This window comes from Pseudomonas sp. TE3911, assembly GCF_054062775.1.
This window is the reverse complement of record NZ_JBSSFP010000001.1, coordinates 2,504,184-2,519,407: the sequence shown is the minus strand read 5'-3', so window position 1 is coordinate 2,519,407 and position 15,224 is coordinate 2,504,184. Positions and strand designations below refer to the sequence as shown.

The window sequence follows — 15,224 nt, the reverse complement described above, 5'->3', positions numbered from 1 at the left end:
TGATCATCATCAACACTGGGCCTTCAGCGCGCTCGTCGTCAGTGAACCATTAAAAAAGACTAACAAGGCGTGCCATAGCGCATGACCTTTGGGGGAAGCATGGATTTTTGGACCGCCATTCAGGCATTGATTCTCGGCGTAGTGGAGGGTTTGACGGAGTTCCTGCCGATCTCCAGTACCGGCCACCAGATCATCGTTGCCGACTTGCTCGATTTCGGCGGTGAACGTGCGATGGCCTTCAACATCATTATTCAGCTCGGCGCCATTTTGGCGGTGGTCTGGGAGTTTCGGCGCAAGATTCTCGACGTTGTCACCGGCTTGCCAACCCAGCGCAATGCGCAGCGTTTCACGATCAACCTGCTGATTGCGTTCCTGCCGGCCGTGGTCCTTGGGGTGATTTTCGCCGACTTGATTCACCACTACCTGTTCAACCCGATCACTGTCGCCACAGCGCTGGTGGTGGGCGGCGTCATCATGCTGTGGGCCGAGCGCCGCGAGCATGAAGTGCATGCCGAGACCGTCGACGACATCACCTGGAAAGATGCACTCAAGGTAGGCTTTGCCCAGTGCCTGGCGATGATCCCGGGCACTTCGCGCTCCGGCTCGACCATCATCGGCGGCCTGCTGTTCGGCCTGTCGCGCAAGACCGCTACCGAGTTCTCGTTCTTCCTCGCCATGCCGACCATGGTCGGTGCTGCGGTGTACTCGGGCTACAAGTACCGCGACCTGTTTCAGCCAGCGGACCTGCCGGTCTTTGCCATTGGGTTTATCACCTCGTTCATCTTCGCGATGATCGCGGTCAAGGGCCTGCTCAAGTTCATCGCCAGCCATAGCTACGCGGCGTTTGCCTGGTACCGCATCGGGTTTGGCCTACTGATCCTGGCGACTTGGCAGTTCGGTTGGATCGACTGGGCGGCGGCAACGGCATGATCATCCAGCACCCGCGCTTGAAGGCGGCGATCTTTGTGCTGCTGTGCGCCGCGCCGCTGTTGGGGTCGGTGCTGGTGTGGCAGCGCGGCGAAACCGTGATCCCGCTGGTGGCCTATGGCGTGGTCAGCGTGATCGCGTTTTTCCTGTACTGGAGTGATAAACGCAAAGCGCGCACCGACAGCTGGCGCACACCGGAAAACATCCTGCACGCCGTTGAGTTGGCCGGCGGTTGGCCCGGGGCGTTGATTGCTCAGCAGGTGTTCCGGCACAAGACGCGCAAGGTGTCTTTCCAGGTGCTGTTCTGGGTGATTGTGCTGTTGCACCAAGTGTTCTGGTTGGACCAGTTGTTCCTTGGCGGCACGTTACTGTCAGTCCTCTAGCAACAAACCAATCTGCGTGCGCTTGGGTAGCTTGCTCACCACCAGCTGGTGGGAGCGCTGCAACAAGCCACGCAGTTCCTCGGCGCCCAGCGGGTAGGGCGTGTTCATGATGATCCACTGCGCACGCGCCAGGTATGGCGCGGGGTGGATACCGGGGCGGTCCACGTGACCGAGAAACAGTTCCTTGTCGACCTTGAACGCCAACGAGTCGCCGCGCAGGTTTTGCAGGGCGAACATCTTGTTGCCGGCAATCGAGAACACTCGCACACCGCCCCATTTGTAGTCCTCCCGTGCGCCGGGCAGGCTCAGGCAAAAGGTGGCGACTTGCGCTTCGGTCATCTTCATAGCAAACGGTCTCCGCAGCTTTTAAAGCCTTCTTCCAGGTAATCGATCCAGGCACGAATGGCCGGCAGCACACCGCGCCGGTGTGGGTAGACGGCCTGCAACCAACCGCCGGGCAGTGACCATTCCGGCAGCAGTTGCACCAAGTGGCCGTTGGCCAATTCTTCCTCGCAGTACATCATTGGCAGCACGGTAAAGCCCAGGCCCATGATGGCGCTGGCCTTGCGCACGTTGAAGTCATCAACGCCCAGGCGTGCTTCCATGATCAGGTCGTGGGGGTTGCCCTGAGGATCGAGGATGCGCTGGTGCACCATCCGGTCCGCCTCCAATGCGCCGAGTATCGGCAGCTGCTTGAGGTCATCAAGGGTGCTGATAGATCGGCCATGCATGAAGTTCGGGCTGGCAACCAGGACGGTCTGGGCCGGGCGTAGGCGCTTGGTGACCAGCAGCGGGTCTTCATCGCCTTGCTCACGCACTCGCAGCGCCACATCGATGCCTTCGGCCACGAGGTCGACTCGGCGGTTGACCAAGGTCATTTCCAACTGCACCTGAGGATGTGCTGCCAGAAACCCGGCGACCACGTCCGGCATCATGTTCTGTGCCAGCCCCACCGGGCACGTCACCCGCAGACGTCCACGGGGTTCGCTGGACATGCTGGCCACGGCCTCATCGGCCATCTCGGCTTCCAGCAGCATCGCTTGGCAGTGGCGCAGGTAGCGTTCGCCGACGGCGGTGAGGGTCAACTGGCGCGTGGTGCGTTGTAGCAGGCGTGCGCCCAGGCGCTCTTCGAGCTCGGCAATGCGCCGCGACAACCGTGACTTGGGGATGCCCAGCAGCCGACCGGCGGCTGCGAAACCGCCGGCTTCGACGACTTTGGCAAAATAGTAGAGGTCGTTGAGGTCTTGCATGGTGAGCCTATTGTCCTGTCAGTGGGACAAACTATCGCATTACAGGCGGCTTATCGACTATTCGTTTCATGCGTAGCATCACCGCCATCTGATCGCCCTAGTCGATCCCACCTCGGAGATCCATCATGAAACTGTTGCATATCGATTCCAGCATCCTCGGCGACAACTCGGCTTCCCGTCAGCTCAGCGCTGGTGTGGTTAAAGCCTGGCAAGCGGCTGAGCCGAGTGTGGAAGTGACTTACCGCGACCTGGCCAGCGACGCCATCAACCACTTCTCCGGCGCCACCCTGGGTGCGTTGGGCACGGCCGCTGAACTGCGCGACGCTGCGCAAAAACACGAAGCTGAACTGAGCGCTTCGTCCCTGGCTGAATTCCTCGCTGCCGACGCCATTGTGGTCGGTGCGCCGATGTACAACTTCACTATCCCGACCCAACTGAAAGCCTGGATCGACCGTATCGCGGTCGCTGGTCAGACTTTCCGTTACACCGAAGCCGGTCCGGAAGGCCTGTGCGGCAACAAGAAAGTCATCATCGTTTCCACTGCCGGCGGCCTGCATGCCGGTCAAGCGTCGGGCGCTGCCCATGAAGGTTACCTGAAACTGCTGTTCGGCTTCCTCGGCATCACCAACATCGAAATCGTGCGGGCCGAAGGCCTGGCCTATGGTGATGAAGTGCGCAGCAAGTCCCTGAGCGACGCTAACGTACTGATCAACGAACAATTGTTCGCTGCCGCGTAAGGCTTTAGTAAATACCGCCTCCTCTCGGTTTCAATCTGAAGCCGAGTGTCTAAACTCTGTATTCTGATCGTCTGAACGCGACCGGAGTACGGAGTTTTTTCGTTTACCCGCTGTCTTCTTTGATGTGGCCCAGCTTGTGCAGGCATGGGGTCAATGCCCTGGACTTTTCATTCGACATGTCGGTTCTCACGCAGCAAAGGTGGACATCCCCATGATGCGTCTTTGTGCTGTTATGGTTCTTTCCCTGCTGGGCGGCCTGATTTCAGTGCACGCCGCGCCTGCGCCGCACCCCCATTGGAGCGTCGGCTTTCATCGCATGACGTTTCTCGATCCGCTCGACTTGCAACCAATGAAAGCCGTGGCGTTCTATCCGTCAACCGGCCTTGAGCACACCACGCAGCTGGGTGCCTATCACGTCGCCGCCACCGAAGATTCCAAGATCGCCATCGGCCGTTTCCCGATGCTGATGCTGTCCCATGGCAACACCGGCACGCCGCTGGCCCTGCACGACCTGGCCACGTCCCTGGCGCGCAAAGGCTTTGTGGTGGTGGCGGTGCTGCATCCTGGCGACAACTACAAGGACCATAGCCGTCTGGGCACGCTGAGCAACCTGTACGGGCGGCCGATCCAGATATCCGAGGCGATCACCGCCACCCTGGCGGATCCGATGCTGTCTCCGTTCGTCAACATCAACCAGGTGGGGGTGATCGGCTATTCCGCCGGTGGCGAAACCGCGTTGATCCTGGCTGGCGCCAAGCCGGATTTCGATCGCCTGCGCCGCTATTGCCAGGAACGCCCGGAAGACCGCGACGCCTGCACCACCAAAGGCGAGTTGGTGGTGGACCGTGACGACTTACAGCCCCAATCCGACCCGCGCATCCACGCCTTGATGCTAATGGCGCCGTTGAGCCTGATGTTCGGCCGTCACACCTTGGCCGACGTGCATGTGCCGGTGCTGCTCTACAGCGGCGACGGCGACAAGCTGGTGGCCGTGGACAAGAACGCCGCGGCACTCGCGCGCAAATTGCCTGAGCCGCCGAATTTCAAGCTGCTGGCCGGGGCAGGGCACTTCGTGTTCATGGCGCCGTGCGACAGTGACCAACTGGCCGCCATGCCGGCGATCTGCACTGACGCCGATGGCGTCGACCGCGAAGGCATTCACCGCGACCTGATTTCCGAAGCCGGGCGCTTTTTCACTCGTACCCTTGGCACGTCCACTCGTGCGGGTTTGCAGACGGCTGATCAGTAAGCGCGGCGCTTGAGCAGTAAAGTCACGCCCAGCGCCGTGACCGACAGCAACGCCGCGCAGAAGAAGATCCAGCCGTACCCCAGGTTCAGCGCCACAAAACCCATCAACGGCCCGGCAATCGCCAGGGCCAAGTCAAAAAACACCGCATACGCACTCAATCCCGCGCCACGGCTGCTGTTGGGCACTTGCTTGATGGCTTCCACGCCCAGCGCCGGGTACACCAGTGACAGACCAAAGCCCGTCAGTCCTGCGCCGATCAACGCCACACCGGTGGAGGGCGCCAGCCACAACAAGGTGAGGCCGAGGGTCTCGATAAGCATGCAGGCGATGGCGGCGCTGAACCCGCCAAAACGACTGATCGCCGAGATAAATACCAGGCGCGACAGGATAAAGCACACGCCAAATACCGTGAGGCAGTACGCCGCGCCTTGCCAGCCACGATTGAGGTAGTAGAGGGTGATAAAGGTAGTGAGCGTGCCGTAGCCAATCGACGACAGGCACAAGCTGACCCCAAACGGCGCGATACGCCCGAACACCGCCCAGAATGGCAAGCGCTCGCCGCGCACCACCGGCACCGACGGTTTGTTGCGGATCAGCATCAGGCCCAGCGCTGCGAGTACGGTCAGGGCGATCCCCAGGCTGTTGTAGCCATACTCGGCCACCATCACCACCCCCAGCGGCGCACCGATGGCGATGGCACCGTAGGACGCAATGCCGTTCCAGGAAATCGACCGCGCCGTATGCTCGGCGCCGACCTTGCCCATGCACCAACTGATAGTGCCCACGCCGATCAGACCTTGGGCCACGCCCAGCAGCAGCCGGGCGACGATCAGAATGCCTAGGCTTACGTTGGGCGTACTTTCCAGCAACGTCGCGAAGAACGTCAGCACACCGCTCACGAGAATGCCCGCCAACCCCAGCACAATCGCTCGTTTGGTGCCAACGCTGTCCGACATCCGCCCGGCCATGGGGCGGCTAAGCAGGGTCGCCAGGTACTGCGAACCGATAGTGATCCCGGCCACCACCGCGCTGAACCCCAATTGTTCGTGCACGTAGCCTGGGATTACCGCAATCGGCAGGCCAATGCAGATGAAGGCAATGAAGGTATAGAAGACGATCGAGACGATCTGCAGGGTGACCGACAGGGAGGAGGGGGTGGCGGTAGACATGGGCACTCGTTCGCGGGCGGGCGGTGAGGGCATCATGGCAAGGGCTCGGGGTAAAAGGAAGCAGCCTAACTACTTGGTCTGACGAACAGGCCCGCTCGCCACAACATGTAAAAAGCCCCGTCACAGTGGACGGGGCTCTTGGGTGCAGCGGGCGTTATTTAGAACACAACGCCTTGGCTACGCAGGTAGTCGTCATAGGTGCCGCTGAAGTCGATCACGCCGTCAGCGCTCAACTCGATGATGCGGGTGGCCAGGGACGATACGAACTCACGGTCGTGGCTGACGAAGATCAGCGTGCCCGGGTAGTTTTCCAGCGCCAGGTTCAGCGCTTCGATGGATTCCATGTCCAAGTGGTTGGTCGGTTCGTCCATGATCAGCACGTTCGGCTTTTGCAGGATCAACTTGCCGAACAGCATGCGACCTTGCTCACCACCGGAGATTACCTTGACCGACTTGAGGATCTCGTCGTTGGAGAACAGCATGCGGCCCAAAGTGCCGCGAATCATCTGCTCGCCCTGAGTCCACTGACCCATCCAGTCGAACAGCGTCACGTCATCTTCGAAGTCGTGAGCGTGATCCTGGGCGTAGTAGCCCAATTCTGCAGCGTCTGTCCACTTGATGGAGCCTGCGTCCGGGGTCAACTCGTTGACCAGGGTGCGCAGCAGGGTGGTCTTGCCGATACCGTTCGGACCGATGATCGCAACGCGCTCTCCCGCTTCAACCTGGAAGCTGAAATCCTTGAACAGCGGCTTGCCGTCGAAACCCTTGGCCATTTTTTCGACCATTACAGCCTGGCGGTGAAGTTTCTTGTTCTGATCGAAACGGATGAACGGGCTCACCCGGCTCGAAGGCTTGACCTCAGCGAGTTGGATCTTGTCGATCGCCTTGGCGCGGGAAGTCGCTTGCTTGGCTTTGGAGGCGTTGGCCGAGAAGCGGCTGACGAAGGATTGCAGCTCAGAGATCTGCGCCTTCTTCTTGGCGTTGTCCGACAGCAGCTGCTCGCGGGACTGGGTCGCCACGGTCATGTACTCGTCGTAGTTGCCCGGGAACAGGCGCAGCTCGCCGTAGTCCAGGTCAGCCATGTGGGTGCACACGCTGTTCAGGAAGTGACGGTCGTGAGAGATGATGATCATCAGGCTGTTACGCTGGGTCAGGATGTTTTCCAGCCAGCGGATGGTGTTGATGTCCAAGTGGTTGGTCGGTTCGTCGAGCAACAGCACTTCAGGATCGGAGAACAGCGCCTGGGCCAGCAATACACGCAGTTTCCAGCCAGGGGACACTTCGCTCATCGGGCCGAAGTGTTGTTCCAGAGGAATGCCCAGGCCCAGCAGCAGCTCGCCGGCACGGGATTCGGCGGTGTAGCCGTCCATCTCGGCGAACTCGGTTTCCAGCTCGGCCACGGCCATGCCGTCGTCTTCGCTCATTTCCGGCAGCGAGTAGATACGGTCGCGCTCGGCCTTGACCTTCCACAGCTCCTCGTGGCCCATGATCACGGTGTCGAGCACGGTGAATTCTTCGTAGGCGAACTGGTCCTGGCGCAATTTACCCAGGCGAACGTTAGGCTCCAGCATGACCTGGCCGCCCGACGGATCGAGGTCGCCGCCGAGGATTTTCATGAAGGTCGACTTGCCGCAACCGTTGGCACCGATCAAACCATACCGGTTGCCGGCGCCGAACTTGACCGAGACGTTCTCAAAGAGCGGCTTGGCGCCGAACTGCATGGTGATGTTAGCTGTGGAGATCAATTACTTTACCTATCAATAGCTTAGGGTGCGCTTATTTGAACTGGGACCAATTTGGGACCAATCTGGAGCTTTTGCATTTCGCTCCAGTCCGAGCTTGAGTTGATCCAACGCGCATAAGTCGAGAGCAGCATCTGCACACTATGGCCGAGCTGCTGGGAGATGAAGGCGGGGTTCATGCCAGACATAATGCATATTGTCGCATAGGTGTGACGACAGTTGTATGGCGGGCGACGACGGATATTCAGAGCCTTCAGGGTCGGAATCCACTGCTTGTGCAGGTCAGATGTCTGTTTCACGTACTCCGAGTTCTTTGACGGCGGGAAAATGAAAGGCGTTTCCAACACCTTCCCTTTACCTTTTTTCCGACGCTCTGCGTATTCCCTCGCGAATTTCAGCGCATGCATGGCGCGTTCATTCAGCAAAACAAAGCGGTCTCCACCCGTTTTTGTACGCTCTACCACTTCCCCCAGGGCGATCCCACGACAGACGTGGGCCGTCCTTTTCTCTTCGTCTACCGCATCCCAGCGCATTGCCAGGGCCTCGGAAAGGCGCATTCCTGTAAAAAACACAAACTCAAAAAATGCTGCATAGATCGTGCTGGGCCAGTGATCGTGCTCGTACATCTTGGCGATGATCAGGTTTGCCTCTTCCAAAGTGAACGGGTCAATTTCCTTCTTGCTGCGCTTGGGTAACTCCAGGATCGCCGCGGGGTTCTTCGGGATAAGCTCTTCGGACATTGCTGAGTTCAGGATGGTCGACAGCTTTGAGATCGCGTTGCGCTTCACCCCGGGGGACTTCCATTCGCTGGCTGCCATTACCCGGCGGAGCAGCGTAGTGGTGATCAGGTCGATTCGTACCAGGGCCAGGCCGGGCATCCAGTACCGGTTCAGTGCACCCTTGTAGTTCGCCTTCGTTCCACCGACCACCTCACGACTGTCTAGCCAGAGCTGGGCATACTCGCCGAAGTTGATCTTCCCCCCAGCGACGTTGCTGGAACTGGGGAAAATCTCGGCGTACTTATCGTCGTCGAGCAGCCCCAGCTTAATCAGGCCTTTTACTTGATCAACAACCTGTGAGGCAGACTTGATTCCTTTCTGTGTCGGGGGATAGGGGAGCGTTTCACTGCGCCGGCTGCCGTTCCACATAAAGCGGATGCGGATCGATCCGTGGTGGAGGTCCATTCCTGCGGGCAAACCCATTGGCTTTCGAGCCATTCGTAATATCTCCTGATGCTGTACATGACGCGGCTGCCTTGCTTGTTCCAGACGCCGAGGGGGATTTGGTTGCGGGCGCGCTTTGAGCGCAGGGCGGCGAGGGTGGTACCGAGGAGCTCGGCCATCTGCGCCTCGGGCACCTTGTCGCCCGTGATCCCGTCGTTGAGTTGTTCCGCTGCTGACATTGGATGCTCCGCGCCGCGCTGGGCGGCAGAAGGTGGGTTAGGTGGTGGCTTTTTTGATTGCGGCTCGCGCGTCGAACATGGCGTAGTACAGGCGGTGGAATATCGCGCAGCTAGGGTCTTCGTGATCGTCGCCGCCGTGCTCGAAGATTCCGTCGATGGTTCCGCTGTAGTTGCTGGCGATCTGCTCGCATTCGCCTGCCACCTGGGTGAGCGCTGTCAGTGCTTTTAGCAGTTGCTCGCTGCTGGCGCGTTCCTCCCGGCCGATATCCCAGAAGCGTTGGCCCCAGTGGTCCGCCGGCGGCGGGTTGGTGTTCTGTGCACCCATGGCCAAGGCCCCGACTACTGCATCGCACAGGTCGCGCTTGTAGGCGTTGTCGCCATCGATGCTCAGGCCACGCTGGCGGAGCGTGCTGACTACCTTGTCGTCCACCAGCCCCTGATCCTTCAAGACGATTTCTTCTTCTGGCTTGCCGGGGGTGTAGATGACCAGCGCGATTTTCGCGCCAGGCCAAAGGGTTTCGCTGATTTTGACCAGCGCGTCGTTTGCTACTCGGTGGAAACGCTCAAGAATTGCAGACATAGGAATACCTCGCCCGCCGCTCACCGGCAGGCATGTACGGGGATTGGGGGTTAGGCTGTTGCGAACAGATCGATCTGCGGTACCGGTGCGTCGCGCTCGGTGATTGCGTCGGCGATGCGCTGATGGGCGATATCGAAGTAGCCGAGGCGATTGCCGTCTTCGTCGAGATCACGCTCGATGCCGATGAACTGCCGGCCCGTCTGCATGCAAGCGACACCAGTTGTGCCGCTGCCCATGCTGTTGTCTAGGACCACCTGACCGGGCTTGGTATAGGTGCTGATCAGGAACGACATCCAAGCCACGGGCTTTTGCGTCGGATGAAAGCTGCCGGTCTGCTTGTCGCTGGAGAAGAACTGCACCGAACGCGGGTACCTCTCCGTCGAGTCGTATTCAGTGAGGGCCAAGGCCTTGCCGTAGCACTCAGAGTTCACCGTCTTGCGCTTCGCTGTCTTGCGTTCGTGTCCAGTGGACATCTGCGGGTTGTACACCGGCTGTTTACGGTAGAAGACTTGGGCGCTTTCATGTGCCCGCAGCGGTTGCTTCTTTGAGTTAAGGAAGCCCGTAGCGTTGCCTTTCTCCCAGATCCACTCGTACCGGTACAGCTTCGGGTTGCTCGCCACCAGCATCGACGCGAACGGCTGGGCCGCGCATAGCACAATGGCAGCCTCTGGCTTGGCGACCCGCAAGTACTCATGCCAGAGCGGCTCGAGCGGGATGATGGTGTCCCAGGCGCACTGGGTTGTACCGTAGGGAAGGTCGGCCAGTACCATGTCAACACTGGCATCTGGCAACTGCTTTATGACCTGCAGGCAATCACCGAGGTAAAGCGAGTATTCGCTCATGGCCTCGGCCCCTTGTAGATGAAGACATAGGCGAACCAGAGGGTGGCGATCATGAGCGCCTCCCAATTTCAGCTGCGGCTTCGACGATTGCGCGGCGAGTTGCCCCGAACGGATCGGCGTGGTGGTACATGGTGTGTTCGCCGAAGCGCTCAGCATCCACGTAGGTATACGGCCCGGCGTCGCCGTCGAACGGCTCGACTATGTGGATGGCCACGCCCAGGCGCTCCATGCGGCCCATGACCACCGCCAAGCGCAGCGCATCCCCGTCGTTGATGAGCGGGTTCCAGTGTCCACGGACACCGGACTTGCCAGCCAGCCGGAAAGGCCACTTAGGATCGTCGCAGGTGCACGGTTCGATATCGATGCGGGCGGAGTGCGCGGCCTGAATGAGTAGCTTGCGATCAGCTGCACCCAGGTCTTGTTTGTTTTCTTCAGGCATGACTTCGTCCTTGCCGCTATAGCGGCTGACTTTGAAGGGGGAGGGGTTTACTTGAAATCGATCCTGGACGAGATCGAGAGTTGTGCTAGAAATGACATGTCGCGCACGCATTTCAGATATTTGTTATTGAGGTGCATTGCCGGCTGGCGCTCTATCAAGTCATTGGAGCGCGCCCTTCAAGCTGTGGGCAGTGATTCAGTGGGCCGAAGTAGTTAGCTGCGAGTTAAACAACTCCCTTCCTCTGGGCTAGTAACTCAACGCCTTGGTCCACTGATCACATCCTCGCCCAGTCGCTCATATAGCCTCCATCGTTACCAGATCATGGGCATTCATAACCGGCGGCGGGTTCTCGTGTCCGGGACAGCCCTTGCCAGCGAAGTCAAAGCCTTCACACGGCGGCCCGAATGGCAGTACTTCCTTGCCGAGGGCTAGCGCTTCGAGCAGATAATCCTTCGCCTCGTCGGCGGTGCATTCACGGCCATCCACACGGAACATACCTTTGAGCTGGCGCTTGGTGAAGTCGCGAATTGCCCCGCGCACGCTCAGGTGAATGTGAAAGGTACGGCCGTGCGGTCCGAAAGGATCAGCTAGTTTTTTTTCTGTAGTCATGGGGAGTCCTTGCCGGGCCATGCCCGGGCTGTGGAGCTGATTGATTTGAACTGCTGATTCCACCAGGTGCCGAAACAGCAACCACCCAGAGGACATAGCGATGAATGAAGAAAAGAAGAAAGAGCCCGAGCAAGAAACCCCGGCACATTCCACCGAGGAGGAGCGGGAGCGCCTGAAGGACTTCAACAAGGACGGTATTCCCCCTGGTTCGAGCTGATCATCAAGCTGCCCGCGCTTGGCGTTGCTCAGTGCGCCACGGGTCGTTGGCCCGCGCCAGTGCTGCCATCGGCGGCGGGCTGACGCTGTTGCCGCACATGTGCACCTGCTGGGTCTTGGTGAACGCCTTTCCGTCCGCGCCGTGGGTGATGATGTAGTCGGCCGGGAACCCCTGTGCCTTGTACAGCTCGGTCGGCTTCAGCATCCGCAGGCAGATGTCGACGATCACGTAGGGCGTACCTTTCACCATCACAGTGACCATGGCCAGGCGGTCCTTGGTGGTGATTGTCGGCGCGGGCGCATCGCAAGCGCTGATGTTCTCTGTTCCGTAGTAGCTGATCAGGAACGCAGCGACCCGCAGGGCACCGGCTTCGTGTTCAGGCGACAAGGTGAGCGACACCAGAGAGCTCTTGCCACCGCCGCCTGCCGTGATGGTCGGCGCCGGTTCTTCCAGGCCCTGGCCCACGCTGGCGCCGAATGCTCGCTCCATGAAAGCACTTACCAACCCGTGGTGCTGGCCGCCGGCGCTCACGGTGTGAAGCGGGTCATTGAGGTCGCGCGCATCGCAGTTGCCACGCAGGTGCACCAGGTTCGCCACCGCCAACTGCTGCTGGCTGCCGGTGTTGGTTACCGTCGTCATGGGTTCGTGCATGCCTTTGGCGTGCGTGGTGTTGAATCCGCCGTTGGCCTGAATCATCACCGCTGTGCTGACGGACTGGCCGCCGCCGCTGGCAGTTACGGTGCCGATAGGGCCGCAGATGTCGTTCACTCCATAGGATCGACGTTTGTTTGCTCCTGAACCCTCCCCGTGCCCAGCCTGTACAATGCAGGCCGAAGCCAGCGCGCGGTGGTTCTGGGTCATCAGCGTGCCAACCGGCTGGTCCATGCCCACCGGCTTGCCTGAGTACTCCGGGCCGCCGGCCCCAACCATCAACGGGCTGACCACCGAGAAGGCGCCGCCCTTGGGGTAGGATGTGATCGTGCGCAGCGGCTCGCCGGCGGACTGCACCGTTTCCCCTGACCAGTTGGCGATCGGCACAATGAATGGCGCCGCGCTATCGATAACGAACTTCTTCATGCCCTTGGCAACGCGGCGCAGAGTGGCCGGTGCCAGGTCTTTCTTGCGGCCGAAAATGCTTTTGCCCAAGTCGGTGAAATCGATGCAGTCAGCGGCGGTCTTCCACTTCTGCTGGCCCTTGGTGGGGTTCTTGGCGTGGGTTGGCTCCGGCCACACGATTTGCTGGCCGTCGCACCGGGCAATCATGAACAGGCGTTCCCGACTGGTCGGCGCGCCGAAGTCGCAGGCCTTGATCACCTTCCATTCAACGACATAGCCCATGCCTTCCAGCAGGGCAACGAAACGGCGCCAGGTGCGCCCGCGCTGCTTAGGGTCAGGCACCAAGAACTGGTTGGAAACCGGAACCCGTTCGCCTTGCGCAGCGACCCGGTTGGTGGTCGCTCCCTTCTTGGTCGGGTGCGGAACCTGGTCGAGGGTGACGACGCGGCCGGTGTCCTTGTCTCGCTTGGCGATAAGTCGGCCCCATTGCAGGATTTGTTTCACGTTCTCAAGGCTGATCACCCGTGGCCGCTTCTTGCCGCCCCACTTGAGGCCGATCCACGACAGGTTGCGGATCTCGCGCTTGCGCGGCTGGCCGCCGGCCGCCTGGGAGTGGTGCGTGCAGTCCGGTGACATGTGGAACCAGCCCACGGCCTTACCGCCGCACTCGGTGTCCGGATCACCCTCGAACACGTCGGTGGTGAAGTGCTTGGCGCCAGGGTGGTTGACGGTATGCATGCTGATGGCCTGCGGGCTGTGGTTCTTCGCTACGCTCACCGTGCGGCCCAGGCCAATTTCCAGGCCGGTCCCCGCGCCGCCGCCGCCGCAGAAGAAGTCGACAACGATCTCATCGTCCTGAGGGTTGAAGCCGAGTCCGTATTGGGTTTTGAAGTCGAAGGGGTGTTTCTTCTGTTGTGCGGACATAAGGTATCCTCTACGAAATATCGAGTGGTTTCCAAGGAGGCAATTTGAAATCGGATGCTGTGGTGTGGATTGGTTGTATTCTTATATTTATGGCTGGCGTAGTTTGGTCTCCGATATTGCTAAGTTCTAGATATGGTGTCTCCGGGTTCGGTTCCCTCAAAGAATCTTTGGAGTGTATTAGCTATGCCGCTACTGTCGCTGCCTGTGTAGCGGCGATTCTTGCGCTTAAAAGTTGGAGAACACAGTTCCGGCATAGTAAGAAGTTTGAATGCTTGGCGCGGCTGAAACTGGCGTCTGACAATATTCAGTGCGCCGGCAGATATGTTCGGTTTTTTACAAGAAATCAAATTAGAATTAACGGTTTAATCGCCGGGCAATTTCCAAAAATGGAGGAACGAGCCTCAGAGGCAGAACAGGCGTGGGTTTCAGCGGATACAGAAATGGGACGCGCAATTGATGAGTGCGAGCTGTTTGTTGTATCTAAATTTCAGCGAGAACTATTTCTGTTGCACGATGAGCTTTCGCAGGTGGTTAGAACCTATGAATATAAATTTTTTGACTTGCTTGAGGATAAAGTTGTTGCTATGCAAATAATTCATGCCGCTGAGCGAACTGCATATGCACAATGCGATGAGATAGTCGGAAAAATAAAAAGCCTTACAAAATCGATACGTTCTAAAGAGTTCTCATAAACCATGACGTTGCGAAGTTCGCGCTGGCGTGATTCGTTGATATGGGCTATTACGGGTGACCGGCATGGTGCCGGCTTTAGGGATGAAAATGGAATCAGCAGGCTGGGCAAATCTAATCGCTGTGCTCGCCTTCATCGTTTCGGTGATTGCGGCTGTTTTTGCTTGGAAGTCTGCAACCGAGGCGAGAACATCTAATCGAATTGGAACTCACCAATATCAGAGGGATTTGTACTCTTCCCTCGTATCTGTGCGAAATATCATCGTGGATAAAGGTCTCCTTACGACCGAGAGAGATCTTTCACCTTACAGCGAGCGCTTTCTTTCAGCCCGCCTGTATATCAACGCCGGACTTTCAAAGAGGCTTCTCAGCTTTTTTGAAATGTGCAAAGGAATAGAGCAGCTGCACATAAATCTTGAGAGTTCGCGAGACTACGTGCGGGTGCTCGGCCAGATGGCTTTAGGCGACCCGATTGAAGTTTCTGAGCGTGATATATCTGCGGCGAATGCGCGAGTTGATGAGGCAAGGAGTGCGCTTCTTCGCCGAATCGAAATAGTAAATGCTTTAGGAGATAAGCTCGATTCCGACGTCGTGGAGGAAATCAAGCTTATTTGATTAAATAGATCTAACCAGTCTGCCGATCTTGTTCGGACCCACGCTTTCCGAACTCATCAAGCTGTCGCGACTGCTTTTCGGTTACTTCGAAAGCCGGTCGCGACATGGTGACGAAGCGGGCAGATTCTTCGGCTGGTGCTGCTGCCAGGTTGATCAGGAACGTCGAGAGCGTTTCCTGCCACTCCTCAAAGTCGTGGCGCTCGCCCAGCACCTGAAGTGCATCATCGAGCGCTTTCGAGATAATCAGCGTTCGCTTCTCGGCGCCGATCCGGTCGAGCAGCGCCTTCTCTTTCGCGCGCTTGTCCCGCTGGATCTGCGCGTTGTCCTTGGCCATGGCCTACCTCTTCTATTCCGCTGGCCGGCAGTGCGAGCCAGGTTTGACGTTTGCGTTGC

General features: G+C 59.0%; 17 protein-coding genes. 6 read left to right on the top strand and 11 right to left on the bottom strand.

What is annotated here, in order from left to right:
- Positions 1-99 precede the first annotated feature (99 nt).
- Together ACVWXD_RS11535 and ACVWXD_RS11530 are read left to right on the top strand one after the other, a co-directional pair.
- Positions 100-930, top strand: coding sequence for an undecaprenyl-diphosphate phosphatase (locus ACVWXD_RS11535; RefSeq protein WP_032891138.1), 831 nt, complete (start codon positions 100-102; stop codon positions 928-930).
- The gene (locus ACVWXD_RS11530) at positions 927-1,310 is read left to right on the top strand and encodes a DUF1294 domain-containing protein (RefSeq protein ID WP_032891498.1); all 384 of its coding nucleotides are present in this window, start codon (positions 927-929) and stop codon (positions 1,308-1,310) included. Before ACVWXD_RS11535 ends, ACVWXD_RS11530 begins: the two co-directional genes overlap by 4 nt.
- Here ACVWXD_RS11530 and ACVWXD_RS11525 read toward each other — a convergent pair.
- Both ACVWXD_RS11525 and ACVWXD_RS11520 read right to left on the bottom strand, forming a co-directional pair.
- A complete protein-coding gene (locus ACVWXD_RS11525; RefSeq protein ID WP_012723994.1) occupies positions 1,299-1,655 on the bottom strand; it encodes an MmcQ/YjbR family DNA-binding protein in 357 nt (118 codons plus the stop codon). The genes ACVWXD_RS11530 and ACVWXD_RS11525 overlap by 12 nt on opposite strands.
- Positions 1,652-2,560, bottom strand: a complete 909-nt coding sequence (locus ACVWXD_RS11520) for a LysR substrate-binding domain-containing protein (RefSeq protein ID WP_122754008.1) — start codon at positions 2,558-2,560, stop codon at positions 1,652-1,654. The genes ACVWXD_RS11525 and ACVWXD_RS11520 overlap by 4 nt, the downstream gene beginning before the upstream one ends.
- A gap of 125 nt (positions 2,561-2,685) precedes the next feature.
- On the opposite strand from ACVWXD_RS11520, the gene ACVWXD_RS11515 reads away from it, so the two are divergent.
- Together ACVWXD_RS11515 and ACVWXD_RS11510 are read left to right on the top strand one after the other, a co-directional pair.
- Positions 2,686-3,297 carry an FMN-dependent NADH-azoreductase gene (locus ACVWXD_RS11515; protein WP_032891140.1) on the top strand — a complete coding sequence of 204 codons (612 nt, stop codon included), beginning with the start codon at positions 2,686-2,688 and terminating at the stop codon, positions 3,295-3,297.
- A gap of 211 nt (positions 3,298-3,508) precedes the next feature.
- Complete coding sequence (locus tag ACVWXD_RS11510) at positions 3,509-4,546, top strand: alpha/beta hydrolase family protein (RefSeq protein WP_032891141.1); 1,038 nt, start codon at positions 3,509-3,511, stop codon at positions 4,544-4,546.
- On the opposite strand, the gene ACVWXD_RS11505 is transcribed toward ACVWXD_RS11510, so the two are convergent.
- The 8 genes from ACVWXD_RS11505 to ACVWXD_RS11470 all read right to left on the bottom strand — a co-directional run bounded on the left by ACVWXD_RS11505 (position 4,540) and on the right by ACVWXD_RS11470 (position 13,526).
- Positions 4,540-5,715: an MFS transporter gene (locus ACVWXD_RS11505; protein ID WP_260367185.1), complete on the bottom strand. Its 1,176-nt coding sequence runs from the start codon at positions 5,713-5,715 to the stop codon at positions 4,540-4,542. The genes ACVWXD_RS11510 and ACVWXD_RS11505 overlap by 7 nt on opposite strands.
- A gap of 158 nt (positions 5,716-5,873) precedes the next feature.
- Positions 5,874-7,460: an ABC-F family ATPase gene (locus ACVWXD_RS11500; RefSeq protein WP_081797888.1), complete on the bottom strand. Its 1,587-nt coding sequence runs from the start codon at positions 7,458-7,460 to the stop codon at positions 5,874-5,876.
- A gap of 20 nt (positions 7,461-7,480) precedes the next feature.
- Positions 7,481-8,674, bottom strand: a complete 1,194-nt coding sequence (locus ACVWXD_RS11495) for a tyrosine-type recombinase/integrase (protein ID WP_457371039.1) — start codon at positions 8,672-8,674, stop codon at positions 7,481-7,483.
- 222 nt (positions 8,675-8,896) lie between these two features.
- On the bottom strand, positions 8,897-9,439 hold the full coding sequence (locus ACVWXD_RS11490; protein WP_242461005.1) for a hypothetical protein: 543 nt from the start codon (positions 9,437-9,439) through the stop codon (positions 8,897-8,899).
- 50 nt (positions 9,440-9,489) lie between these two features.
- The gene (locus tag ACVWXD_RS11485) at positions 9,490-10,281 is read right to left on the bottom strand and encodes a DNA-methyltransferase (RefSeq protein ID WP_181640103.1); all 792 of its coding nucleotides are present in this window, start codon (positions 10,279-10,281) and stop codon (positions 9,490-9,492) included.
- A 49-nt stretch (positions 10,282-10,330) separates the two neighbouring features.
- The gene (locus ACVWXD_RS11480; RefSeq protein WP_457371038.1) at positions 10,331-10,720 is read right to left on the bottom strand and encodes a hypothetical protein; all 390 of its coding nucleotides are present in this window, start codon (positions 10,718-10,720) and stop codon (positions 10,331-10,333) included.
- A gap of 294 nt (positions 10,721-11,014) precedes the next feature.
- Positions 11,015-11,329, bottom strand: a complete 315-nt coding sequence (locus tag ACVWXD_RS11475) for a hypothetical protein (protein ID WP_122822516.1) — start codon at positions 11,327-11,329, stop codon at positions 11,015-11,017.
- 220 nt (positions 11,330-11,549) lie between these two features.
- Entirely contained in the window at positions 11,550-13,526 is a 1,977-nt protein-coding gene (locus ACVWXD_RS11470) for a DNA cytosine methyltransferase (protein WP_457371037.1), read from the bottom strand.
- A 44-nt stretch (positions 13,527-13,570) separates the two neighbouring features.
- Between ACVWXD_RS11470 and ACVWXD_RS11465 the strand changes: the two genes are divergently transcribed.
- Both ACVWXD_RS11465 and ACVWXD_RS11460 read left to right on the top strand, forming a co-directional pair.
- Complete coding sequence (locus tag ACVWXD_RS11465) at positions 13,571-14,218, top strand: hypothetical protein (RefSeq protein ID WP_457371036.1); 648 nt, start codon at positions 13,571-13,573, stop codon at positions 14,216-14,218.
- 64 nt (positions 14,219-14,282) lie between these two features.
- The gene (locus ACVWXD_RS11460) at positions 14,283-14,831 is read left to right on the top strand and encodes a hypothetical protein (RefSeq protein WP_457371035.1); all 549 of its coding nucleotides are present in this window, start codon (positions 14,283-14,285) and stop codon (positions 14,829-14,831) included.
- A 10-nt stretch (positions 14,832-14,841) separates the two neighbouring features.
- Here the strand turns inward: ACVWXD_RS11460 and ACVWXD_RS11455 are convergent, their stop codons facing one another.
- On the bottom strand, positions 14,842-15,165 hold the full coding sequence (locus ACVWXD_RS11455; RefSeq protein ID WP_457371034.1) for a hypothetical protein: 324 nt from the start codon (positions 15,163-15,165) through the stop codon (positions 14,842-14,844).
- Positions 15,166-15,224 lie beyond the last annotated feature (59 nt).

Bases quoted from the DNA above. Each gene is read 5' to 3' on its own strand.
- ACVWXD_RS11535 (WP_032891138.1), top strand. From the start codon at position 100: ATGGATTTTTGGACCGCCATTCAGGCATTGATTCTCGGCGTAGTGGAG.
- ACVWXD_RS11530 (WP_032891498.1), top strand. From the start codon at position 927: ATGATCATCCAGCACCCGCGCTTGAAGGCGGCGATCTTTGTGCTGCTG.
- ACVWXD_RS11525 (WP_012723994.1), bottom strand. From the start codon at position 1,655: ATGAAGATGACCGAAGCGCAAGTCGCCACCTTTTGCCTGAGCCTGCCC.
- ACVWXD_RS11520 (WP_122754008.1), bottom strand. From the start codon at position 2,560: ATGCAAGACCTCAACGACCTCTACTATTTTGCCAAAGTCGTCGAAGCC.
- ACVWXD_RS11515 (WP_032891140.1), top strand. From the start codon at position 2,686: ATGAAACTGTTGCATATCGATTCCAGCATCCTCGGCGACAACTCGGCT.
- ACVWXD_RS11510 (WP_032891141.1), top strand. From the start codon at position 3,509: ATGATGCGTCTTTGTGCTGTTATGGTTCTTTCCCTGCTGGGCGGCCTG.
- ACVWXD_RS11505 (WP_260367185.1), bottom strand. From the start codon at position 5,715: ATGTCTACCGCCACCCCCTCCTCCCTGTCGGTCACCCTGCAGATCGTC.
- ACVWXD_RS11495 (WP_457371039.1), bottom strand. From the start codon at position 8,674: ATGGCTCGAAAGCCAATGGGTTTGCCCGCAGGAATGGACCTCCACCAC.
- ACVWXD_RS11490 (WP_242461005.1), bottom strand. From the start codon at position 9,439: ATGTCTGCAATTCTTGAGCGTTTCCACCGAGTAGCAAACGACGCGCTG.
- ACVWXD_RS11485 (WP_181640103.1), bottom strand. From the start codon at position 10,281: ATGAGCGAATACTCGCTTTACCTCGGTGATTGCCTGCAGGTCATAAAG.
- ACVWXD_RS11480 (WP_457371038.1), bottom strand. From the start codon at position 10,720: ATGCCTGAAGAAAACAAACAAGACCTGGGTGCAGCTGATCGCAAGCTA.
- ACVWXD_RS11475 (WP_122822516.1), bottom strand. From the start codon at position 11,329: ATGACTACAGAAAAAAAACTAGCTGATCCTTTCGGACCGCACGGCCGT.
- ACVWXD_RS11470 (WP_457371037.1), bottom strand. From the start codon at position 13,526: ATGTCCGCACAACAGAAGAAACACCCCTTCGACTTCAAAACCCAATAC.
- ACVWXD_RS11460 (WP_457371035.1), top strand. From the start codon at position 14,283: ATGGTGCCGGCTTTAGGGATGAAAATGGAATCAGCAGGCTGGGCAAAT.
- ACVWXD_RS11455 (WP_457371034.1), bottom strand. From the start codon at position 15,165: ATGGCCAAGGACAACGCGCAGATCCAGCGGGACAAGCGCGCGAAAGAG.